The 21945-nt window shown below is 43.8% G+C and carries 23 protein-coding genes; 10 read left to right on the forward strand and 13 right to left on the reverse strand.

Going from position 1 to position 21945, the window contains the following annotated elements; translation table 11 throughout:
- Positions 1-12: 12 nt before the first annotated feature.
- The 6 genes from THIAE_RS05750 to THIAE_RS05770 form a co-directional block, all read right to left on the reverse strand.
- Entirely contained in the window at positions 13-1656 is a 1644-nt protein-coding gene (locus THIAE_RS05750) for a DUF2357 domain-containing protein (protein WP_006460457.1), read from the reverse strand.
- Positions 1623-4763 carry a DUF3427 domain-containing protein gene (locus THIAE_RS05755; RefSeq protein ID WP_006460458.1) on the reverse strand — a complete coding sequence of 1047 codons (3141 nt, stop codon included), beginning with the start codon at positions 4761-4763 and terminating at the stop codon, positions 1623-1625. Before THIAE_RS05755 ends, THIAE_RS05750 begins: the two co-directional genes overlap by 34 nt.
- Before the next feature lie 173 nt (positions 4764-4936).
- The gene (locus THIAE_RS11005; RefSeq protein ID WP_204205734.1) at positions 4937-5086 is read right to left on the reverse strand and encodes a PDDEXK nuclease domain-containing protein; all 150 of its coding nucleotides are present in this window, start codon (positions 5084-5086) and stop codon (positions 4937-4939) included.
- 103 nt (positions 5087-5189) lie between these two features.
- On the reverse strand, positions 5190-5936 hold the full coding sequence (locus THIAE_RS05760; protein ID WP_006460459.1) for a Fic family protein: 747 nt from the start codon (positions 5934-5936) through the stop codon (positions 5190-5192).
- Positions 5937-6014: 78 nt separating this feature from the next.
- Positions 6015-6458, reverse strand: coding sequence for a hypothetical protein (locus tag THIAE_RS05765; protein ID WP_006460460.1), 444 nt, complete (start codon positions 6456-6458; stop codon positions 6015-6017).
- 17 nt (positions 6459-6475) lie between these two features.
- A complete protein-coding gene (locus THIAE_RS05770; RefSeq protein WP_006460461.1) occupies positions 6476-6889 on the reverse strand; it encodes a DEAD/DEAH box helicase family protein in 414 nt (137 codons plus the stop codon).
- A 202-nt stretch (positions 6890-7091) separates the two neighbouring features.
- Here THIAE_RS05770 and THIAE_RS05775 point away from each other — a divergent pair, with 202 nt between their 5' ends.
- Positions 7092-7907, forward strand: a complete 816-nt coding sequence (locus THIAE_RS05775; RefSeq protein ID WP_006460462.1) for a WYL domain-containing protein — start codon at positions 7092-7094, stop codon at positions 7905-7907.
- Here THIAE_RS05775 and vapC read toward each other — a convergent pair.
- The 4 genes from vapC to THIAE_RS05795 all read right to left on the reverse strand — a co-directional run bounded on the left by vapC (position 7904) and on the right by THIAE_RS05795 (position 9849).
- Positions 7904-8302 (reverse strand): type II toxin-antitoxin system tRNA(fMet)-specific endonuclease VapC, encoded by a 399-nt coding sequence (gene vapC / locus THIAE_RS05780; protein WP_006460463.1) that lies wholly within the window; start codon positions 8300-8302, stop codon positions 7904-7906. The two genes, THIAE_RS05775 and vapC, sit on opposite strands and share 4 nt — an antisense overlap.
- The gene (gene vapB / locus THIAE_RS05785; RefSeq protein ID WP_006460464.1) at positions 8299-8535 is read right to left on the reverse strand and encodes a type II toxin-antitoxin system VapB family antitoxin; all 237 of its coding nucleotides are present in this window, start codon (positions 8533-8535) and stop codon (positions 8299-8301) included. The genes vapC and vapB overlap by 4 nt, the downstream gene beginning before the upstream one ends.
- Before the next feature lie 358 nt (positions 8536-8893).
- Positions 8894-9091, reverse strand: a complete 198-nt coding sequence (locus THIAE_RS10855) for a PIN domain-containing protein (RefSeq protein WP_204205736.1) — start codon at positions 9089-9091, stop codon at positions 8894-8896.
- Positions 9092-9453: 362 nt separating this feature from the next.
- Positions 9454-9849 carry a hypothetical protein gene (locus THIAE_RS05795; protein WP_239232361.1) on the reverse strand — a complete coding sequence of 132 codons (396 nt, stop codon included), beginning with the start codon at positions 9847-9849 and terminating at the stop codon, positions 9454-9456.
- Between the two features lie 168 nt (positions 9850-10017).
- Between THIAE_RS05795 and THIAE_RS05800 the strand changes: the two genes are divergently transcribed.
- Positions 10018-10839, forward strand: a complete 822-nt coding sequence (locus THIAE_RS05800; protein WP_006460467.1) for an ion transporter — start codon at positions 10018-10020, stop codon at positions 10837-10839.
- A gap of 62 nt (positions 10840-10901) precedes the next feature.
- Here THIAE_RS05800 and THIAE_RS05805 read toward each other — a convergent pair whose 3' ends face one another.
- Both THIAE_RS05805 and THIAE_RS05810 read right to left on the reverse strand, forming a co-directional pair.
- A complete protein-coding gene (locus THIAE_RS05805; RefSeq protein WP_006460468.1) occupies positions 10902-12494 on the reverse strand; it encodes an ABC-F family ATPase in 1593 nt (530 codons plus the stop codon).
- Between the two features lie 94 nt (positions 12495-12588).
- On the reverse strand, positions 12589-13017 hold the full coding sequence (locus THIAE_RS05810; RefSeq protein WP_006460469.1) for a CopD family protein: 429 nt from the start codon (positions 13015-13017) through the stop codon (positions 12589-12591).
- A 78-nt stretch (positions 13018-13095) separates the two neighbouring features.
- On the opposite strand from THIAE_RS05810, the gene THIAE_RS05815 reads away from it, so the two are divergent.
- Both THIAE_RS05815 and THIAE_RS05820 read left to right on the forward strand, forming a co-directional pair.
- Positions 13096-13575: an FKBP-type peptidyl-prolyl cis-trans isomerase gene (locus THIAE_RS05815; RefSeq protein ID WP_006460470.1), complete on the forward strand. Its 480-nt coding sequence runs from the start codon at positions 13096-13098 to the stop codon at positions 13573-13575.
- A 19-nt stretch (positions 13576-13594) separates the two neighbouring features.
- Positions 13595-14677, forward strand: coding sequence for a linear amide C-N hydrolase (locus THIAE_RS05820; protein ID WP_006460471.1), 1083 nt, complete (start codon positions 13595-13597; stop codon positions 14675-14677).
- Here the strand turns inward: THIAE_RS05820 and THIAE_RS05825 are convergent.
- The gene (locus THIAE_RS05825) at positions 14655-16016 is read right to left on the reverse strand and encodes a phosphohexomutase domain-containing protein (protein WP_006460472.1); all 1362 of its coding nucleotides are present in this window, start codon (positions 16014-16016) and stop codon (positions 14655-14657) included. The genes THIAE_RS05820 and THIAE_RS05825 overlap by 23 nt on opposite strands.
- A 265-nt stretch (positions 16017-16281) precedes the next feature.
- Here THIAE_RS05825 and THIAE_RS05830 point away from each other — a divergent pair, with 265 nt between their 5' ends.
- The 6 genes from THIAE_RS05830 to THIAE_RS05855 all read left to right on the forward strand — a co-directional run bounded on the left by THIAE_RS05830 (position 16282) and on the right by THIAE_RS05855 (position 21866).
- Positions 16282-17124 carry a ParA family protein gene (locus THIAE_RS05830; RefSeq protein ID WP_157868701.1) on the forward strand — a complete coding sequence of 281 codons (843 nt, stop codon included), beginning with the start codon at positions 16282-16284 and terminating at the stop codon, positions 17122-17124.
- Positions 17117-18703, forward strand: coding sequence for a ParB family protein (locus THIAE_RS10580; RefSeq protein ID WP_006460474.1), 1587 nt, complete (start codon positions 17117-17119; stop codon positions 18701-18703). The genes THIAE_RS05830 and THIAE_RS10580 overlap by 8 nt, the downstream gene beginning before the upstream one ends.
- 3 nt (positions 18704-18706) lie before the next feature.
- Positions 18707-19303 carry a DUF2857 domain-containing protein gene (locus tag THIAE_RS05840; protein ID WP_006460475.1) on the forward strand — a complete coding sequence of 199 codons (597 nt, stop codon included), beginning with the start codon at positions 18707-18709 and terminating at the stop codon, positions 19301-19303.
- A gap of 3 nt (positions 19304-19306) precedes the next feature.
- On the forward strand, positions 19307-20572 hold the full coding sequence (locus THIAE_RS05845) for a replication initiation protein (protein ID WP_006460476.1): 1266 nt from the start codon (positions 19307-19309) through the stop codon (positions 20570-20572).
- A 137-nt stretch (positions 20573-20709) separates the two neighbouring features.
- Positions 20710-21582: a PFL_4669 family integrating conjugative element protein gene (locus tag THIAE_RS05850; RefSeq protein WP_006460477.1), complete on the forward strand. Its 873-nt coding sequence runs from the start codon at positions 20710-20712 to the stop codon at positions 21580-21582.
- Positions 21579-21866 (forward strand): hypothetical protein, encoded by a 288-nt coding sequence (locus THIAE_RS05855; RefSeq protein WP_006460478.1) that lies wholly within the window; start codon positions 21579-21581, stop codon positions 21864-21866. Before THIAE_RS05850 ends, THIAE_RS05855 begins: the two co-directional genes overlap by 4 nt.
- Positions 21867-21945: the final 79 nt, after the last annotated feature.

Raw genomic sequence — 21945 nt, forward strand, 5'->3', positions numbered from 1 at the left:
TCACTTAACCGTTTAGTGAACATAGTTTTTTGGAAAAATTTTTGCAGATTTAAGGTTGTTAAGGTGTGTGCTGTAAACACCTTCGCCTTCAGCCGCCTTGGCATTCGCATCATCAAAAACCTGTTGCGATTTAACACCTAATCGCTTAGATAAGAACTCAACCAACCATGTGTTGTCGTTGGACGGCAAAAACGGAAACGCGCCAATATCGATTTCATCAATCGCTTCGTGGTAGGGATTTTTACCTTTTTTCTGGTCTTTAAAATAACCGGGATACAAAGCATAAGCACCATAAACTGGGCGTGATAACACCTTAACTTCATTTCCATTGCGATCAAATTCATAACGCTGGTGAATAATCGCATCCCGATAACGGTGCATTTGCGCTAACGCATCCACTGGCACCATGTCGCTGCCATTTGTTTCTGGGTCAATCCGATACTTGGCATCAAACAACCACACATACTCACGCTTATCGGCAAAGGTCACTTTCATAAAAATATCCGGCTTATGCTCCGCCATCCAAGCCACGTAAGCACTCTTTTCATTTTTTGCAAACTTGTTCTTTTTACCAATCGCAAATTCATGCTTGAGTTCAATTTTAATTTCTTGTGTGCCTTCACCCCGACTAAACAAAAACAAACGATCTTGTCGGTCTTTATTCTTTTTGGTTGCATCCTCGAAATATAACTGATCAATATCATCAACGAGATTTGGGCTCGCTCCTTCCTGCTTAAAACTAAACTTGTTTTTCAAAATATCCGCCAACTGCAAAAAACACCAAACTTCATACAACTCCGCAATGTTTTTCACCGAAACCGCCGCATCATCACCCAGCACATCCAAATAATATTTCAGCTTATGCCAGGCCTGGTACACCGCTGAATAACCGGTTTTTTGTTGTAACACCAAAGATTCTGATTTTAAACCCTTAAAATCGCCAACCTCTTTAAACAAAGGGAAGCGCTTAAATTTTTGGTACGGTGCAATCAGACCATCCAAATTCTTGTAGAACGCATCACTAAAAACAGCAACTTTGTCCTGTTTTGCGACCGCATTATCAAGCACCCTCACCTTCTGCTTAATCTGTTCCAACTTCTGGCTGACTGCATTAAGCGCGTACTTAATAAACTGATTTTCCGGTGTATCCACACTCAAGCGTTTTTGATCCAACGCATAACGTCGATTAACCAGGCCTGCTTGAATATCAGCGCGCGCTTTTTCCGCCAATTTATTCGGTAACTTGCCTTTTAAACGCTCGGCTTTTAAATGCGCCACCTCCGGCAACAAGCGATTATGTGGTGCGTTTAAAATCTGCTTATAGCCCTTTTTCATTTGCTCGTTCAGCGACTTAAATTCTGCTAACCACAACAACTCAAACGGCTCATGCTGAAACCGCGAGCGATTAAATTCCTGCTCGGTGGCCGACTTCCAAGAAAAACGTAATAACGGATGCGCCTGATCCAACACCTTATAAATCGCGTTTAAATCCCGCGCCATATCCATCTTAAACGGCCACACCTCAAACGACAGGCTTTGCTCAATCGTCATGCCGTTTTTGACATAACGAAACGGCAAACTAAACCAACCCAAATTATTGCTAAAAATCAAATTAACAATAACTAACCCACCGCCAACTTTGCCGCATCGTGCCACATAAAACTCGGCATCGCGTTTTTAAGTCGCCATGTAATACTCATCGGTTGCGAACCCGTATGTGAAACGTATTCCACTTCACCAAAATTAACAAATCCCATTGTCCGCCCAAACTCATCTTTGATTTGCTCGCGAACAAATAAGAACAATCGTTTTCCGAGCTGACGATGATGAATATACTCGCTGCCCCGCCCGCGGTCTGGGCGCGCACTGTTTTGCGACTGCCAATGAAACAGGTTTTCATTAATCGCATAGTCGTGATACATCGTAGTAGGTGAAAACTGTTTTTCATTTTTATTCAGTGTTACAAAAAGCAGCTCAATATTTTGCTCTGCAATAACAAAAACGCCTTCTCTAGCGGGCGGCTGGCGCTCAAAGGTCGTTGCGCCAAACCCAACCAAAATTTGCTCGCGCGCATAGCGTGCATGCAAACGCAGTGATACCTCTGGCAAATTCGGCATCGTTAACTGTTCATGTTTAATCTGTTTGAGCTGTAAAACCAATACATCCAATAACAATTCTCGCCACAAATGTATTTTCATGGCACCTAAACTTTGTTCAAGCGTTTCAAAACCCAAATCAATGCCACTTTTCTGCCAAAAATCATAATGAAACATCAACATTAAACGCGAATCCGCAACGCTATCAGTGCTATTCGATTCGCATAACACTTTAAGAAAGTTCAAATAATGATGGTCATCACAGGTCAAAATGCGTGTTTTAATGGCTTTCTCAAGTTGTTTCATCAAAGCAACATTGGGCGAGTCTTCATTCACGCCGGTTTTGGCATGCTCAATCAACTCCGTCCACGTAGTGCGTTTATAGAGATCATTAAGATCAATATGAGGATTTAATTTCAGGAAGTTGCCCAAGGTTAGTGGGAGTGTGGTTTGTTGTGGAAATTGCCTCACCATCGACACCAAACGATTCAAGTTCAGTGTCGCTTGTCGAATATGACTGAGCACCATTTCTTGAGTGCGTTTTGTCAACTCAATGCGGCAACCTAAAGGTGCATGAGGAAAACCTTGCTTGATTTCGTCAGAAATCGCACGATTGGTTTTGCCAATTAGCGCCCGAAATTTATTTGCAAAGTCATATTCTGGGCGTGAATTGCCGACAAAATCGAGCACGGTACAGCAGTCCTTGTCCTCCGACAGACGAAGACCCCGCCCCAATTGTTGCAGAAAAATCGTTAAACTTTCAGTTGGTCTTAAAAACAACAGCGTATCAATTTCAGGGATATCGACCCCTTCATTAAAAATATCGACCACACACAACACATTAACTTCACCACTGCGAATCGCTTGTTGCTTTTGTTGCCGTTCATGACTGTTATCACTGGTTAAAACATCGGCTTTAATGCCTTTCAATAAAAATTGTTGACTCATGTATGTGGCATGCTCACGGCTAACACAAAAAGCTAACGCCTTCATCTGACTAATATCTGTGACGATCTGCTGCAAACTCAACAAAATCTTATTCACTCTGGCTTGGTTGTGAGTGAACAAGTTAGTCAGTTGCGAAATATCATACCGTCCTCTGCTCCAGCTAACTTGCCTTAGGTCAGTATCATCATCAATCGCGAAATATTGAAACGGACACAAATGCCGGCGATTAATGGCTTCTGGCAATCGAATTTCTGCCGCAATAACGCCACAGAAATCTTCAAGAATATCACCACCATCATGACGTTCTGGTGTTGCGGTTAAACCGAGCAAAATCTGTGGTGTAAAATAATTGAACACTTTGCGGTAACTGTTCGCGGCGATGTGATGCACCTCATCGATGACAATATAGTCATAATAATCGGGCGTTAAATTTACATTATCTAATTGATTATTTAATGTTTGAATCGATACAAACAATTGACAGTGGTGCTCGGGTAAATGTCCAGCCACCCATAATTCGCCAAACGCGCCATTTTTTAAAACGCCTTGATAGGCTTCACTCGCTTGTTTAAGGATTTCCTCTCTATGCGCAACAAATAAAAAATGCGCATTCGGTTTGGTTTTAAGAAAACGGGCAAAATCAAAAGCTGAAATTAACGTTTTTCCGGTTCCCGTCACGGCTACAACCAAATTACGATAACGCTGATGGATTTTTCGCTCCACATCAAGCTGTTCCAAAATGTCTATTTGATGGGGAAAAGGCTTGATGTCAAAATAATGCTTTACCCCACCATCCGTAATACCTCGAGCTTCGCTGAGTGCTTGCTTTAACTTGATTTGGCTTTCCGCTTTTCCATCAAAAATCTCAAAATCATTTGATGCCCAATAGGTTTCAAATGTGCTTAGAGATTTTTGAATAATGTGCGGAATTTCTTGGGCCGTTATTTTCAGGTTCCACTCTAAACCATTGGTTAATGCTGAACGCGATAGATTCGATGAACCGATATAGCCTGTATGAAAGCCGGTATTCCTTAGAAATAAATAACTTTTGGCATGCAAACGCTCGCGGTCGGTGTTATAACTCAGCTTGACTTCTGTATTCGGTAAGCTGGCAAGGTATTCTACCGCTTTAGCATCGGTTGCCCCCATGTAAGAGGTTGTAATGACTTTTAGCTCGCGACCACTTCGCGTAAAGGCTTCGAGCTCTTTTTGAAAAATGCGAATGCCTGCCCACTTAATAAACGATACCAGCCAATAAATTTTATCCGCCGACAAAATTTCGCGTTTTAGCTCGGATTCAAGCGATAACCCCGCATTACTGCCGCTAAACAATTCGCTCTGGGTTAAACCCGTTAAAGGGAAAATGTCTTCAACGTATTTTTTTAAGTCAGCCGCAACCGGATTTTCTAGCTCATAAAGTGCAGTGAGTATTTTGCCTTGACTACTTAATAAGTTTTCATCAATCAAGCCATCATCTGAAATTCGATTTTTTAGCCAAAGTAAAAGCTGATTCGATAACTCAATTTGAGCTTGCAATTGATCATCACCTGATGGAACAGAAGAAATTGCAAACTCTAAAATGTTTGACAAAAACCGCGATAGCCAGATGGATGCTTCATTTGTCGTTAAGGTTCTCTGACCAATATAAAAACGCTTTTTATCCAAACGTTGTTCAATGACTTGTGTTATGAGCTTTTCGTACAAACCAACCTGCTGCATCGAACAATCCTTTTAATCGTTTTTAATTATCAAGAGATAAACGCTCACGCTGCAACTCACGCTGCAATTCTTCTTCAGTTGGCAGGTAGGGTAAGTATTTGGCACTGAACCGTTGTTTTTGGTCGGCCAGCACCGAGTATTTCGCCGCCGCTTCGCTTTTTCACTGCATAACACTAAGCCAATGGTCGGGTTGTCGTCTTCGCCTTTGCGCTGTTCATAATACAGACGAATATGGTGTCCATTTGGCCGACATCTTGGTGAGTGAGTTTACCGAGTTTTAGATCAACCAATAAAAAACATTTAAACTTGAAGTTGTAAAACACGACATCGACCTAAAAACTCTTATTAATAGCTATAAGCCAACCACTTTGTCCGATTGGTTATCTGCAGTTTTTTTACAGGCTTATTGATTCAGTCACCGTCTTATCATTCGTTCACAGTAGTTTGCGTTGTTTGATATTTCTGTTTTGGGCTACTGGGCTTGTCCGGTAAGGTCATGGTTAGCAGGCCTGCTTCAACTAGCGGTTTTAGCCAAACATCCCTAAACGATTTTCGGTGTTTAAGATCCATAAATGCCATCATTTCCTGCACGGATCTTGGCGTTTTGCAAAACATCAAAAATTTCTCGCGCGAGTCGGTAGCTTGGTCGGTAGCCTGAGGGGTCGCTTGTGGGGTCGTTGTAAACCCTTCGGCATAAGGGAACACGACACGAGTAAAGTTGCTTAAAAACACATAGCTGGTTTTCGGATAAAACTGCAAGATTCTCGGCACGCCTGACCCAAGATGCTCCACCATGTCTAAATCACGGAATACGCGCATCAACACCTTGTTTTGCGGATGCGATATGCCACTGAAAAAATCGTCTTCATTCATACCTTCGGGCAAACTGCCGGTAGAGGTGATTTCGAATCGGTCATTCACCGGCTCGCCTTGCCAGTCGGTGACGAACACATCAAACAAGCCGAGTGCCGATGGCGCGACATTGTGTTTAATGCGGTCTTTGATTTTGAGCTGTAGGTCGTCTAAATCAGCTAAGGCAATCGGCTGTTGCGTCACATCATCAACCCCGATATAAATCTCACCGCCCTGTTTGGCATTCAAGAACGCGACCACCTCTTTTTCAAGCGTGTCGGTAAGCTGGCGTTTAAATTCTGTGCGGTGTGATTCGGTCATAGTTAATCTGCGTTAAGTTTATGCCTGAATTTTACAGCATACGCTCTGCTTGTAACACTTTCATTTCGTTTTAACCTCTCACATCAACGCGAACACAAACGGCCATACTGTGCCGCTTTGTTTGGCTTGGATAAAATCGACATCGAGCAGGTCGGCGAGTAACGCACTGGTTTGCTCTTGGTCGATGGGTTGGTCAGTCAGCGATTTTATCCAACGAATCGGTGTGCCGCGCTCAAAGGTTTGTTGCAGTGCGCTACGCGGTATGCCGACCGAATAGCCTAATGCACCCTCTTGTTGATAAATATTGAGCTCGACTAGGCCTGGTGTGTGGGTTGCTAAATTAGCTTGCGATTTACTAAAGCGTAATAGAATGCCGTGTTGCTTGATAAAGGCATCAAAGGCTTTATAGGCCAGGCTGCTTTGCCCCAAGCCTTTGCTGATTATTTGGTTGATTTGTTTGCGATTAAGAATTTCATCGCTATCGTGCTCGTTTAGCAACTGCGTAAATTTATCTAAGCGCACAGATTGCTCGGCATCGGCTACCAGGCCTGGTCAGTTAGCGTGTTTGCGCGCTTATTGAGTTCAAGGAAACTGGCCACTGCTTTAAAACCTTTTCCTTTGAAGTTGTCAGGGATATTTGTTTTCACCTCATCAAACTGTTCTTTAAAGCTATCAAAGCGACTCGGCAAACGCAGAAAAACTTGCTCAAAAAGTTCGGTTTTTTTATGCCGTTCAAACGCCTTTTCAAGCGTGTCAATCGGCAGGTTTTTGAGCAGTGGCGTAACAAAAATCACTTTGCGCTTTTGTTCGATAATGCGCTCAATGTTTTTAGCGATAAAATCACAAGTCACATAGGTTTTACCAAAACCGGTCGGTGCGGGTATCAAAGCCAAGCCTTTTAAGTCTTGATTCTGCTCGACCCCAAATACAAATCGCTCTAATACCTGCTCCATAACGCCTCCTTAAATCCATAGACCCACCAATTTAATATGACTGCCCTGCGCGCCAGAAGTTACATCAATGCGCAGCGAGATATAGCTTGCACTATTCGTTGGAAAACAATATTTGCAATATACAATAGACGTTTTTTAATAGTCAAATATTTTAACCATAAATGGTATAATAAATGAATCATATTATTAAAAGGTAGCAATCATGGCGATAGCACTGACCGATTTGAAATGGGATGCCATTCAACGAATGGAAGAGATCGAGCGCTGTTTGTTTTGGCAGGGAAGCCTTGGCCGAACAGAGCTGGCACTTAGACTGCGTATGTCAAACCCACAAACAACCGCTATCTTAAAGCAATACCAGGCGCTCAATCCAAGCAAAATAGCGTTAAATAATTCCTCCAAACGCTATGAGGTGGATGATGCTATTCAAAACCTGTTCTACAGTCCTTCTTTGGCTGATTTGGAGTCACATACAGACACCTTTGAAATAAATAGTTACAGCATGTCAGCCCCCTCACGCCACACCCCGATGGCCGTGGTGCGAGACATTGCACGTACCATTTATCACAACCAAAGTATCGAGATTTTTTACCATTCGCACAAAGAGCCTAACGGCAGACGTCGCCGTATCACGCCGCATACATTTGTGACAACAACTCAACGCACTCACGTCCGCGCTTGGTGTCATGAAAGCAAGGGGTTTCGCGATTTTATAATTGGGCGCATTAGCGAAACAGGCTCGCTAGGTGACCCCGGTCAAACAGGCTTATCAGATGAGGCCTGGCATACGCTGTTAATTCTTAAGCTCAAAGCCAACCCCAAACTAGATAGTGCGCAAAAGAAATTGATCGAAATGGATTTTGAAATGCAGGCGGGATCTCGCGAAATTAAAGTTAAACAAGCTTTGCTCTGGTATTACTTTGAGCTCTACAACCTGTGGCCCGAACACCAAATCCAAGACCCGAAACATCAGCCGGTTATCCTTGGCAATATTGAAATCATGAAGTTTTTGAGCTAAACCCAATTCTCCAACCTTAAACTTGACACACGTTCAAACTCTTTAAGGTTATTGCTCACCAAAATAAGCCCCCTGCTTCGCGCATGGCCAGCAATCATCATATCGTAAGGACCAATCGGCTGTCCTTTGGCATACAACTCAGCACGGATCTGACCAAAATGCGTGGCCGCTTGGGTATCAAAATCTAATACGTCTAGGCGTGCGATTAAGCCTTCTATATCAGCAAGATTACGTTCAGGCTGAGCGGAACGTTCGGCACCATAGACCAGTTCCCCTACTGTAATTGTCGACACAGCCATCTGCATCACATGGCGATTAAATGTGTCCCGGACTTGCTTAGGTCGATTTTTTAAGGTGTAAATCAAGATATTGGTATCGAGCAGATACTTAATCATAGCGCTTCTCGGGTTTGATCCGGCTCTTGTTCACGTTCGCTCATAAAATCTTCACTCACACCTTTAGAGTCAAACCAATCATCCCAGCTTTGCTCTAGCGGGCTAATAATGCGCGTTTTACCCAGCGCTGTTATAACAACTTGCTTAACACCCTCATCAAGCGCAACCGACTTGGGCAAGCGCACCGCCTGAGATTGATTATTTTTAAACACGGTCGTTGTAATCGCTGTCATCACACAATCCTTGTATATCCAAACATGTTATACATAGTAATCTAGCATCCAAAAAACGTCAAACGACCCTTCCTACACCACTCAAAAACCCCATCCCTTTTATAGGGCTGTAGCCGGTAGGGTTAAAACTCCTAAACCCAATTCTCAAGCTTTAAACTATCGACTCTGACGAATTCTTTTATATTATTGCTCACCAAGGTTGCCCCTAGGGTGCGCGCGTGCGCAGCAATTCATCGCCACGACCAGGCCTAATTAAGCTTTAACTCTCCAAAATGCGTTGCGGCTTGGGTATCAAAACCCAAAACAAGCAAGCATCTGGGACTGGCTTGCCACGGCTTTTACCGGCTCGTCAATTAACTCAAAGTAGGTTTCGATCAAACCAATTCTCTATTTTCAAATGCGGTATCGCTTGATAGTCGGTGACGTTTCTTGTTATAAGCGTTAGGCCGTTGACGATGGCAATAGCGGCAATTTGACTATCGACAACACTGTGCGTGATGCCTGTTTTTTCAAGCTGCGCTCTAAATTCAGCATGAACACGCAGCCGATTGGTCATAATCAAAAACAGGTAATTTACTTACCACTAAGTGCAGATAATTGCCAATCGCTTGCTTGCGCTTACCCTCCGGCATTTTTTAGCCAGCCATAACGCATTTCGTGCCAAACCAAGCTTGGAATCGCAAGCAAGTGTTCATTACGCTTAAGATTAGACAATACCTGCTGATTGGCTGAGGTTTAACAGCTTCGGATAATACATTCATATCCAGCAAATAACTCGCCTCTACCATGAAAACTCCCGCCCCTTATCCTCGGTGCGAACCGGCTCAAAAACTTCATCAACCTTGTCGGCTTGGTTATTAGCATGCCATTGTTCAAGCGCATTCATAAAACCACGCCTAGCGTCCAGGTTGAAATAAATCACTCATGCACCCGTTTTGCATTAACCACTAATCGTGTATTGCGCGTGTTGACGTGGGCAGAATGACCTTCTGGTCGATCAAAGCGATCTGCTGATGCACGCAAAATGCCACCATAACGACGGGCTTCACGCATAATCTCGCTCGGTGTTGTTGCGCGTTCGGCAAAATAAAATGTCGTGGTTAACAAATCAACAAAGACATAAATCTGATCGCGAGCCGTCTCTTCGCCAAGCACTAGAACACCCACCTGCCCGACCTCACCAGTTTTCACCTCGAGCGTTTGGGGGGCGAGGATTAACTGCTGTCGTAAATGGGTTAAGGTACCGCTTTCAATCACAAACTGATATGTCGCATCGCTATGGGCTTTGGCAACAGGCAAAACTAATAACGTCATCCAACTCACCAAAACAACACTCGACATTAACTTTAGTAGATTTCTCACGACACGGTCCTCGGTAGGTTTAGTATTTTTTTAATCATAACACTAGCATCAATGCGCAACATCTCTATAATTTGTAAAAAAAATTAACTCGTATTCAAGCATAAGGAACTTACACACATCATGACTCACACAGCTGGCTCTCTTACCTCGCGTGCTCAACAGATTGTTGAAGCAAAATGGTTTGGTAACTTTATTATTGGGGTCATCCTATTTAATGCGGCGATTTTAGGCATTCAAACCTCAAAAAGTCTCTCAAATGACGTGATTAATGCCCTCGATTGGTTAGACACCTTGTGTTTATCCATCTTTGTGGTCGAAATCTTGATGAAACTCTTTGTATACCGCTTGCAGTTTTTCCGTAACGGTTGGAACAATTTTGATTTCATCATCGTCGGTATCGCATTAATCCCAGGTTCTGGCAGCCTAGAAGTGCTACGTGCATTACGTATTCTGCGTTTATTGCGCTTAGTCAACGCCGTGCCCAGTATGCGTCGCGTAGTCAGTGGTATGTTACGCGCTATCCCTGGCGCAGTATCGGTAGCAGGCCTGCTGGCGATTCTGTTTTATATTGGCGCGGTAATGAGTACTAATCTATTTGGCGAGTCCTTCCCTGAGTGGTTCGGCACCATGGGTGCGAGTATGTATACGCTCTTTCAGATTATGACGTTTGAATCTTGGTCGATGGGGATTGTCCGCCCAGTGATGGAAGTCTATCCACAATCCTGGCTATTCTTTATTCCATTTATTATTGTCACATCTTTTACGGTGCTAAACCTATTTATAGGGATTATCATTGATGCGATGAATGAGGCCAAAGAAGAAGAAACGCATGCCGAAGAACATAATAGGCAGAATTACGAAAATATTAACTATATTCGTGCGGAAATGGATGAGCTTAAACAACAAATCAAAACCCTTGTTGAAGCTCAGAACAAAAAATAATGCTGGCGATTGCTTCGCGACTCAGCAATCGCGAAGCAATCTCGAATTAAACATCAACCCTATTAGACCCAGCCCTTATGAGCAAGATAAGCTTCATAATTATCATTAAAATCTTCAACGCCCTCAGCCGACATCGCCCACAAACGCTGGGCAAGTGATGATACAAATTCACGATCATGACTAACAAAAATCACCGTACCGGGATACTCTTCTAATGCCATATTGAGCGATTCAATCGACTCCATATCCATGTGGTTAGTTGGCTCATCCATTAACAGCACATTGGGTTTTTCCATCATCAACTTACCAAAGAGCATCCGCCCTTTTTCGCCACCCGATAACACCTTGACCGACTTATCGATATCTTTTTGCGAAAACAACATCCGACCTAACATTGCGCGCACGGCTTGCTCGTCATCACCGGGTTTTTTCCATTGACTCATCCAGTCGAACAGGGTCATATCAATTGCAAACTCGTGCGCATGGTCTTGCGCGTAATAACCGATACTGGCATTTTCCGCCCACTTAACCTGACCTGCATCCAACTCAATATCGCCGACTAACGCACGCAATAAAGTGGTTTTACCGATACCGTTAGGACCGATGATGGCAATCTTCTCACCCGCTTCAACCAACGCACTAAAACGCTTAAACACCGGTGCTTTGTCAAAGGTTTTGCTGATGTTTTCCGCTTCAACCGCTAAACGGAATAACTTTTTCTCTTGCTCAAAACGTATGAACGGATTCATCCTGCTGGAGGGTTTGACCTCGGCCAGTTCAATTTTATCAATTTGTTTGGCGCGCGAAGTCGCTTGCTTGGCTTTGGAAGCATTCGCCGAGAAACGACTCACAAAGGTTTTTAGCTCGGCAATTTGGGCCTTCTTCTTGGCATTATCTGACAACAGTTGCTCACGCGCTTGGGTCGAGGCCAGCATATATTCATCGTAATTGCCGGGGTAAATTCGAATTTCACCATAATCGACATCAGCCATGTGAGTACAAACACTATTTAAAAAGTGACGATCATGGGAAATTATAATCATCGTACTATTGCGGGCATTAAGGATGTTTTCCAACCAACGGATGGTGTTGATATCCAGGTTGTTGGTCGGCTCATCCAATAATAGAATATCGGGATTAGAAAATAGTGCCTGCGCCAATAACACGCGCAATTTCCAACCGGGCGCTACCGCAGACATCGGGCCATAATGCAAATCAACCGGGATTTCTAAACCCAACAACAACTCGCCAGCGCGGGCATCGGCGGTATAGCCATCCATCTCACCAAACGCCACTTCAAGCTCAGCCACTTTCAGGCCGTCTTCTTCCGACATTTCAGCCAGACCATAAATACGATCACGCTCTTTTTTTATTTCCCAAAGTTCCGCGTGCCCCATAATTACGGTATCGATGACGCTAAAACTTTCATAGGCAAATTGATCCTGACGCAACTTCCCTAAACGTTCATTTGGGTCAAGCATCACCTGTCCGGCGGTAGGTTCCAGATCACCACCAAGGATTTTCATAAAAGTCGATTTGCCGCAACCGTTGGCGCCGATTAAACCGTAACGGTTACCACCGCCGAACTTGATCGAGATGTTTTCAAAAAGCGGCTTTTCGCCAAACTGCATGGTGATATTAGCGGTAGAGATCAAAACACTATTCCTGTTAACTCAAAGATAAACGCGCATTCTACTCTTTTTAACCGTCGAGTGCGAACGCGCATCAAATTGAGTAGGTTGAATTTGGTTAAAACGGCTTGAATACCACCATCACCAATAGACCGAAGGTCAAAAATAACGGAATTTCGTTGGCCCAGCGATAATAGATACCTGAATGATCTAAGTGCCCGGCCTGCATTTCCAGTACCCTTTTGCGCGCCCAAAAATGATAGGCAATTAATAATGCCACCAGTAACAGTTTGACATGCAACCAGCCGCCACTAAAACCAAACCCTAGCCACAACCACACCCCCGTAATAAGCGTTAACACCATCATAATGGTCATAAAATTCCATAGCTTACGGCCCATAATAGCCAAACGTGTCACTTGCTGACCAGCCACCTGACCGTCTACAAAATGAACAAAAATTCGTGGTAAATAAAAAATACCCGCCATCCACGACATCATAAACAGCAAATGAAATACCTTTAACCACAAATACCCACTGTCCCACATACACGATCCTTTTTGATAAATCACCCATTAAAGGTTATGATAAAAAACTCTATTTTAGCCTAAAACCAAAGGACACCCATGAAAGTTGCTGCTGACCATGTCGTACAAATTGAATACACATTAACCAACGCCGAAGGCGAAGTTTTAGACCAGTCTAATGGACAACCGCTTGCCTATCTGCATGGCCATCACAACCTGATTCCTGGTTTAGAGGCTGAATTAGCCGACAAAGAAATGGGCGCCAAATTCACCACGACCATTGCAGCAGCAGAGGCCTATGGCGAAATTGAACCCATGTTGATTCAACAAGTGCCACGCGACTTATTTGAAGGCGTAGATAACCTAGAAGTCGGGATGCGTTTTGAAGCGCAATCTGACCAAGGTATGCAGTCGGTAGTGATTAAAGCCATTGACGGCGACATGATTATGGTTGATGCCAATCACCCGCTGGCTGGCCAAGATCTCACTTTTGATATTGAAATCATGAACATTCGCACCGCCACTGCCGAAGAATTAGATCACGGGCATGCGCATGGTGATGGCGGCGTACAACATTAATCCTAATGGAGTTTTTCCCATGCGTCTACGTCATTTTCGTTTAAGTCTTGCTGCGGCAGGACTGATAGGCTTAACCGGCTTGGTAGGCTTTAATCCAATTACGATCAGTGAAAGCCAGGCCTGCACCCGCGTGGTTTATCAAGGTCCCGAGAACACCATTATTACCGGGCGCACGATGGACTTCTCCATTGACATCCCAGCTAATCTTTGGGCTTTTCCTCGCGGTATGACACGACACGGTGAAGTGGGGCCTAATTCCATCTCCTGGACGTCACGTTACGGCAGTATTGCCGCGAGCTCTTGGGATATTGCTACACCAGATGGCATGAATGAAAAAGGGTTAGTGGCTAATCTACTCTGGCTAGTTGATTCTGAGTATCCAGCTTTTAACCCTAAAGGTGATAAGCCCGGTTTAACGATTGCCGCTTGGGCACAATATGCACTGGATAACTTTGCCACTGTTGCTGAAGCCGTAACCGAACTGAGTAAAGAAGAGTTTGTTATTGTGACTGACTTTATTCCTGGCACCGACAAATTCACTACGGTGCATTTATCCTTGTCAGATGCCACGGGCGATAGTGCAATTTTTGAATATGTTGGCGGTAAACTGGTTATACACCATGATCGCACTTATCAAGTCATGACCAATGATCCGGTTTATGAACAGCAACTCGCTATTCAAGGCTACTGGGACACTATACCGGGTACGATTATGCTGCCGGGCTCTAACCGTGCGGCTGATCGTTTTGTACGTGCCGCTTACTACATCAACGCGATTCCTCAAACGACCGATACCCAAACAGCCATCGCCAGTGTATTTAGTGTTATTCGCAATGTATCCGTACCCTATGGTATTTCAACACCCAATCAGCCACATATTTCTAACACCCGTTGGCGCTCCGTTTCCGACCAACGCAACAAAGTCTATTACTTTGAAAACGTGCTTACTCCTTCGGTGTTGTGGGTAGATTTAAAACAAATGGATTTTACAGAAGGCGCTCCAGTCAAAAAACTGACGCTGGATAACGGGCCATTTGTAGGCGGCAAGGCGAATGCTTTATTTGAACCCACCGAACCCTTTAAATTTCAAGGGATCGAATAAGCTTTTCAAGTTCCGCTACTTTCTGCCAAACGAGCGCTTCGTTACCCTTACTTTCGACATTCAAGCGTAGTAAGGGTTCGGTGTTAGACGCTCGAATATTCAAACGCCAATGTCCAAAATCCAATCCCAGACCATCGGTATCATCTTGTTGCGGATTCAAGGCGGCAAAATACGCCTCTACGCGGGCTAACACCGCCGCCACATCAGCCACCTTATAATTTAGCTCGCCACTACAAGGATAGGCCGCAACCCGTTCAGCCACTAACGCGCTGAGAGGCTGAACGGTCACCGACATCAACTGGGTAATCAATAGCCACGGAATCATCCCCGAATCGCAATAGAAAAAATCTTTAAAATAATGATGTGCCGACATCTCGCCGCCATACAAGGCATCTTCTAAGCGCATCCGTTCTTTAATAAACGCATGACCCGTTTTTGATTGAATCGGTATGCCACCAGCCTGTATAACCTGCTCAATGGTATTCCAGGTTAAACGCGGATCATAGATAATCTTGGCACCGGGCTGTTTGGCCAATAGGGTTTTAGCCAACAAGCCGACCAGATAATAACCCTCAACAAATTCACCGGTTTCATCAAACAAAAAGCAACGATCAAAATCCCCATCCCAAGCAATGCCTAAATCGGCCTGATGCTCGCGCACCGCGGAGGCGGTGATTTCACGCATAGTGGGTAGTAAAGGATTGGGCACCCCATTAGGAAAATTGCCATCAGGTGTATCATTCACAAACACACACTCAAACGGAAGATGCGCGGCAATATCTCGAATCACCGCACCCGCCGCCCCGTTTCCACAATCCATCACCACTTTCAGCGGCTTTAAACTGGCAAGATCCACATAGCTCATTAAATGCTTAATATAGCGCCCTTTACTCAAAAAAGGTGTCACCAGGCCTGGTTGTGCCGCTGCCTCGCCCAAGTCATCGGCCAAAATCCGCTCGGCAAAGCGAGTTAAGCCCGAATCGCGCGAAATCGGTTGCGCGCCCTTCGACACCAACTTCATACCGTTATAGCCTTTTGGATTATGGCTTGCGGTGACCATAATGCCGCCATCTGCATTCAAATCCACGGTATTAAAATAGACCTCCTCGGTGCCACACAAACCCAATGACAACACCTCAGCGCCAGCCTCAGTTAACCCAGATGTCAAAGCTGCTGCCAAGCCTTCACTTTCTAAACGAATGTCATAACCAAGCACCACACGCTTGGCCTGCAATTGATCAACAAATACTCGACCCAACTTATAGGCCAAGTCAACATTTAATTCATCGGGTACCTTGCCACGAATATCATAGGCTTTAAATGCACTTAATTTTGTCATTACTACTCTCTAAACTAGGCTAATGATTTTAAGTATAAAGACAATTAGCTACATATTTATGAAACACGCTAAATAGATTACTCGGGTTTAACAAAATTAAACAAAAAAAAACCGGCATCTCTTTGAGAATACCGGTTTTATAAAATTGGTAGCGGGGGCAGGATTTGAACCTACGACCTTTGGGTTATGAGCCCAACGAGCTACCAACTAAAACCTAGCAATATTTAGCGACTCCCAAATACTTTATGTTACATCGGACTATCTGGTGAAAATTTCACTGGAGACAATGATGTATCAAAATATCTTATCAGTTGTATCGACCAAGGGTGGTGTTGGTAAAACAACACTCACTGCTAATCTTGGCGCATATCTTGCCGATCAAGGCTATAAAGTCCTTCTGATCGATGCAGATGTTCAACCTTCCCTCTCGTCTTACTTTGCTATAAATGATGTTGCAGAGTTTGGTTTGCAACAACTCATTTCAAACTCAACCGTTACACCCGAAATGGTGGCATCCAAGATTGAAGACAATCTTGATATTGTAATAAGCGATGATCCAAATGGTGAGTTACAAAACTGGGTCAAAAATACACCCGATGGCCGAGTAAGGCTGCGCGGTATTCTGCGTCAAAGATTTAACAATTACAACTTTATTCTTATAGATACCCAAGGAGCCGTTGGGCCACTGCAAGAAGCCACCGTTATAGCCGCCGATAAACTTATATCCCCTGTCGTACCCGACAAGCTTTCAGCGACGGAATTTCTTCACAACACAACCAATATGCTCAATCGTTTAGCCGAGTCTGCTAGTTGGTTGGGCGTTGAAATTGCTCCGCTTTATGCGCTTTTAAATCGAGTCGAAAATACCTCAGTATCGAAACACTACTCAGAACAAATCCAGCAAATGGGTTTTGAAAAAGTGTGCCGTGTTCCGGTACATCTATGTCAAACGACCATCCCTAGGGCAACCGTCTGGAATGACGCTGTTGCACAACAAATGCCTGCTCACAGGATTGAAAAAACATCCTCACGTAAAACAGGTTCCGCACTTGAAATCATCGCAAGTCTTGTTGAAGAAACCAATATCCTAGGAGATCGTCATGTCTAAGAAAAAACAATTTACCGGTTTAACAGAAGGCCAGGTTCGTTTGAATGGTGGTTTGGATCTAGCTCCACAGGATCCTATCAGCCGCACACCTATGATCGTTAATGTATTTGATGTTATGACCTACCAACACAACCCCAGAAAACATACAAACGAGTCATATCAGGAAATCAAAAACTCTATTCTCAAAAAAGGATTAGAGCAGCCTTTTTTAATTACTCGCCGTCCTGGAGACCCAAAATACACGGTCAAGGCAGGCGGCAATACACGTTTACAGATTCTGCAAGAACTCTACAACGAGACCAAGGATAACCGTTTCTTAAAAACGCAATTGATCTTTGATCCCTGGGTGTCAGAGACCGACACCTTGATTTCGCATTTAACCGAAAACGATATGCGCGGTAATTTAATGCTTATTGACCGAGCAAAAGCGGTAGCAGAAGCTAAATCTCTCATTGAAAAAGAAGTTAAGGTCGATCTGAGTGCGCGAGAACTATCTAACGCTCTTTCAGAACGTGGGTATGCTATTAATCATTCTCACGCCACCCTGCTTTTGTACGCAGTGCGAATCGAAGCCTACCTGCCTGAAGCCCTTGAAGCCGGTGCTGGGAAGGCAATCATTTCTAAAATACGCAAAATTGAAAATGATTTCAAAAAGGTTTGCACAAAATTGGATTTGGAGGTCAGTGAGACCGAAACCGAAGCTTGGTTTTTTGAAGCACTCAAAGCCATTGATGGTGAAATGATTAACCTTGATCACTTAAGATCTGAGCTTAAAGATAAGCTTCACCATGAAACCGGCACAAGCTTTTCAATTCTTGATATGTATTTTTATGAGGCTGAGGGTGGATTTAAAGCATCTGAGGACTTTGATGACTCTCAAGATGAAGACACCAGCCCTTCAACTCCAAGTATTACTCCACAGTCAAAAGAACAGGATGACCCTAAGCCAAGTGATGACGATCATTACAGCGAAGAGGACATGGGTAGCCATGACAAAATTGATTTTGATCTAACAGATGGTGAGGACTTAGATACGCAAGACGGTCACATTGAGACTAATCAACCGCAAGCTTCAAAATCAGATACACCGGATACAGACAGTCAACCTCGTTTTACCGTTGCTGAATTGCGAGATCATGTACTAGACCAAGCTATTACACTACTTGCCGAGCATGGTCTTGATGACCTCATATCGCCGGTTAACGATGGCTTTGGCTGGATACTAATGGATACGCCAGACCTTGAAATAATGCCCGATAGTGAAGCTTTTCATCAAGCGTGGGCAGCTTGGCTAACTGCTTTTCAGTTATCCGGCATGACAGACCGAAACTACCGCTCAGAAGTGTTATCACACCTTGAGTCTGAAACCGATTTAGATCACCTGCTCAACGAAAACTTTGATCAACTGAGTGAGTCTGCACAGTGGATTAGCATGGCCGCTATCAATACAAACTTTTGGTCTGGCCAAATCGATACCACCGCACATAAAAGTGCTAAAGCAATCATTGAATTGCATGGTCGCATTTACCGCACGCTCCAAATTGCCAGCAAACCAATCTGGCAAGGGATGGAGGGCTAAATCATGTCAAAACAGAAATCATTGTATCTAGGTATTATGAGTTATGTTCACGATCTGATTCAAGATGGTGATTTAGCACGAGTAAAAAACATGGGCTTCGATCAAGAAATGATCGAGCGCATTTCAAAAATCAGCATGGCTGAGCTAAACAACATTTGCAATCGCCGTGTATGCCTTTTCGATATTCAAGTATCTAAAGCTATGACACTGCTTTTAAAAGATGTTGATGAAGGTGATTTACTTGATAAGTGCATACTGGCAGGCGCATCTAACGAATTTTTGTATCGTTATTTTGGTTTAACGTCAAAAGCAGCGTCAACACGTCGATTTATTCTGCGCTTTAATGTAAGACATCATCGACGCATACCTGCTGACGAAAACCAAGAACACGAGATCATGTATGTGTACCACCACTTTTTAGGTGATAGGACATTGGATGACCTTGAGCCTATTGATTTTTTAGACTTGCATAGTCAAGTCAATCAAGTTGTGAAGGATGAAAGCGAGATAAGCTTAAAAGTTATTTGGGGGGTTGTTAATCGTTACCACGACTATGAACCCCAGATAGCAAGCAAAATCAATCGCACTAAAGCGGGTTAAGTCATGTCACATGGCCTAACCCGCCTGCTTGATCAGGCTCCCTACTACCCTCGTTGCAGTGATAACAAGACTGCTGCCCGAGTATTGCCGCGTGAGTACGCCATTAAGCAGCCCTACATGCAGGTTAATCAACCAGGCCTGGCTAGTTGGCTGGTTTTTGATTTAGACCACACAAATTCTTGGATCTGGGAAGATGAAGGCCTGCCTGAACCAAATCTAATAGTGAGCAATCCCAAAAATGGCTCTTCTCACATTTTCTATGCCATCAAGCCGGTATGCACAAGCGACAACGCACACCTAAAGCCCATTAGATATATGAAAGCCGTTTATAAAGCGATGGCTAAAGCACTAAATGCGGATCCTGCTTATAGTGGCCCGGTCGCTAAGACACCCTTTCATGCCTGGTGGCGTACAGCCGAATTACACACCTATGAATATGAACTTGGTGATTTAGCGAAGTCACTTACGCTTGAGTTGGCTCCGCTATGGTCTGATAAAGAGCGCAATATGGATGATATAGAGCACTCTAGGCATTGTTACTTGTTTGAGCGCATCAGACACCAAGCATACGCACTTAAAAGCCAGCATAGCTGCTACAAAGCATTTCATGATGATGTTGAGACTATTGCACTCAAATCAAACAATTTCAAACAAGAAGGTTTTGCAGCCAACTTACGCATTAGCGAAGTTAAGGCTACCGTAAAGTCAATCTGTCGCTGGACTTGGGAGAAATATACAGGCAAAGGCGGTAATAGAGGCGTAATGCAGCTGTCTAAAGCCATGCCACTGCATAAAAAGCAAGCACTCGCCGCAAAGCATACTCACGCTGCTCGCAGAAAGACATCCGAACAAAAAGTACGCCAAGCAATCCGAATTCTCTCTAAAGACCACAAAAAAATCACAATCAATCTTATAGCACAGTTTGCAAAGTTGTCACGCCAAACCGTGGCCAAGTACAAATCCCTCATTAATCCAGCCGCCTTAAGTGAAGGTGTTATCAGTCTCAAGGAGGCTTTTAACCGGTCAGCAAAAAATGTTAAAAATGCTGTCTATCAGATAACTGCACCCGGCAGGGTATCAAGAGGTCGCTTTGCGACTCTTATTGCTCGGGCATCGAATGATGCCATTAGCGGCGATAGCCGCCCCATTTTCAGGCCGACGCACCGACCGTTAGGGCGGTCTGGTTATTCGGTACGTCGGTTTTTACATCCCACACAGTTTTGTGCATGTTGGCGTCGGGGCGAAGGGAGTGAAACGACCGGAGGGTAGGCACGGCCCCGTTAGGGGCCTTTGATTCAAATATTGATGGTTATTTATAAAAATTTGTTTTGTTTTTTGCAATTGAGGTTGGACTAATTTATAGCGTTATTATCCAAGACTAAATCATTTAAAACTTGGAGAGCATTATGGTAGAAGAGAATCAAAACCCTGAAAAACAGGAGTCGAAACCTAGTCAAAACGCCAGAAAGAAGCTAGTTCGGCCTCCGCGATCTAAAGTCAAAGCTGCACAATCTGAGAAGCCAGACGAAAAAGTAGTTGTTAATGTGAAAAGGAAAGTGAGCCGAGGCAAAACTGAAGTGCTGTCTGATCATAAAAACCCTGGATTAATTAACACTGATAAAAGCCTTTCTCTACATACAAAAATTGGATTAATGATTTTTAAAGGACGTGCTGGCGATAAAGAAACTGGCGTGACCGAAATTCCAGGTATGCCCATTTATGCTGATCTACTTAAACGCGTTTGGATTGCTGCTCTTGCTGGGGATGTCTATGCAAATTGGTGGATTAAAAAACTAGAAGACAATCTCGACAAGGCTAAGCACATTACCAAAGAAATTAATGATGAACTTGATGAGGTATTTGCTGGCGTAAGTGATCGCATCGATCTTGGCAAATCCGAAGCGAGCAAGCCGGTTGCTGTTGATATTGATTTTGCAAGCCCTTACACCTATCTCGTTGTCTATAATCTGATTGATATTGATCGACTCGTTGCAAAAATGATCAATCTTCGTCATATCGCACTCATTACACCAGATGAATTTGAAGCTTATCGACGTAAACTTACTTCTGCAATGAGGCGAATCCTGTTAGATCTTCGTGGATTTAAACAAACGGGCTGCACACTTGAAGATGCCAACAACAAGACTGCACGCTATCTTGAAGCTGAAGAAAGCATGGGGGTCTTACCCGTTGAAATCATGACCTTTAACCCACTACACATCCCCACTAAAACCAAGCGCAAAATTTTAGGGTTCAAAAAAGTTGAGGCTAAATCATGAAATATTTAGTTCTAATGGCGGTTTTATTCTCCCCTATCGTTCATGCTGAAAAGCCAAAAAACGTGCTTCCTGATAATTGGTCATCACATGTTTATGGCATTAAAGTCAGTGAATCAGATCTAGGTCGATATTTTGGTATGGATCAACTTGAAGACGAAGCATTTCATTTTTTTTGGAATGAAATTAAGGACTCTAAGGGCGCTCCCCTTTTCTGTTTTTACCCGGTTCATGCTGAGCATTACTATATCGGCATGGTTTATTGCACCGGTTTAAGAGATCGGTAATTGAAGGAACCGTTAGTAATGAAGTGTGATATGACTAATGATGTTTTTGCTGACACATGGTTTGGTAAAGCTGCGCTTG

The sequence above is a fragment of the Thiomicrospira aerophila AL3 genome (genome assembly GCF_000227665.2).
GTDB lineage: Bacteria > Pseudomonadota > Gammaproteobacteria > Thiomicrospirales > Thiomicrospiraceae > Thiomicrospira > Thiomicrospira aerophila.

Bases quoted from the DNA above. Each gene is read 5' to 3' on its own strand.
- THIAE_RS05755 (WP_006460458.1), bottom strand. From the start codon at position 4,763: ATGCAGCAGGTTGGTTTGTACGAAAAGCTCATAACACAAGTCATTGAA.
- THIAE_RS05760 (WP_006460459.1), bottom strand. From the start codon at position 5,936: ATGACCGAATCACACCGCACAGAATTTAAACGCCAGCTTACCGACACG.
- THIAE_RS05770 (WP_006460461.1), bottom strand. From the start codon at position 6,889: ATGGAGCAGGTATTAGAGCGATTTGTATTTGGGGTCGAGCAGAATCAA.
- THIAE_RS05775 (WP_006460462.1), top strand. From the start codon at position 7,092: ATGGCGATAGCACTGACCGATTTGAAATGGGATGCCATTCAACGAATG.
- vapC (WP_006460463.1), bottom strand. From the start codon at position 8,302: ATGATTAAGTATCTGCTCGATACCAATATCTTGATTTACACCTTAAAA.
- vapB (WP_006460464.1), bottom strand. From the start codon at position 8,535: ATGACAGCGATTACAACGACCGTGTTTAAAAATAATCAATCTCAGGCG.
- THIAE_RS10855 (WP_204205736.1), bottom strand. From the start codon at position 9,091: ATGACCAATCGGCTGCGTGTTCATGCTGAATTTAGAGCGCAGCTTGAA.
- THIAE_RS05795 (WP_239232361.1), bottom strand. From the start codon at position 9,849: ATGACGTTATTAGTTTTGCCTGTTGCCAAAGCCCATAGCGATGCGACA.
- THIAE_RS05800 (WP_006460467.1), top strand. From the start codon at position 10,018: ATGACTCACACAGCTGGCTCTCTTACCTCGCGTGCTCAACAGATTGTT.
- THIAE_RS05810 (WP_006460469.1), bottom strand. From the start codon at position 13,017: ATGTGGGACAGTGGGTATTTGTGGTTAAAGGTATTTCATTTGCTGTTT.
- THIAE_RS05815 (WP_006460470.1), top strand. From the start codon at position 13,096: ATGAAAGTTGCTGCTGACCATGTCGTACAAATTGAATACACATTAACC.
- THIAE_RS05820 (WP_006460471.1), top strand. From the start codon at position 13,595: ATGCGTCTACGTCATTTTCGTTTAAGTCTTGCTGCGGCAGGACTGATA.
- THIAE_RS05825 (WP_006460472.1), bottom strand. From the start codon at position 16,016: ATGACAAAATTAAGTGCATTTAAAGCCTATGATATTCGTGGCAAGGTA.
- THIAE_RS10580 (WP_006460474.1), top strand. From the start codon at position 17,117: ATGTCTAAGAAAAAACAATTTACCGGTTTAACAGAAGGCCAGGTTCGT.
- THIAE_RS05840 (WP_006460475.1), top strand. From the start codon at position 18,707: ATGTCAAAACAGAAATCATTGTATCTAGGTATTATGAGTTATGTTCAC.
- THIAE_RS05845 (WP_006460476.1), top strand. From the start codon at position 19,307: ATGTCACATGGCCTAACCCGCCTGCTTGATCAGGCTCCCTACTACCCT.
- THIAE_RS05850 (WP_006460477.1), top strand. From the start codon at position 20,710: ATGGTAGAAGAGAATCAAAACCCTGAAAAACAGGAGTCGAAACCTAGT.
- THIAE_RS05855 (WP_006460478.1), top strand. From the start codon at position 21,579: ATGAAATATTTAGTTCTAATGGCGGTTTTATTCTCCCCTATCGTTCAT.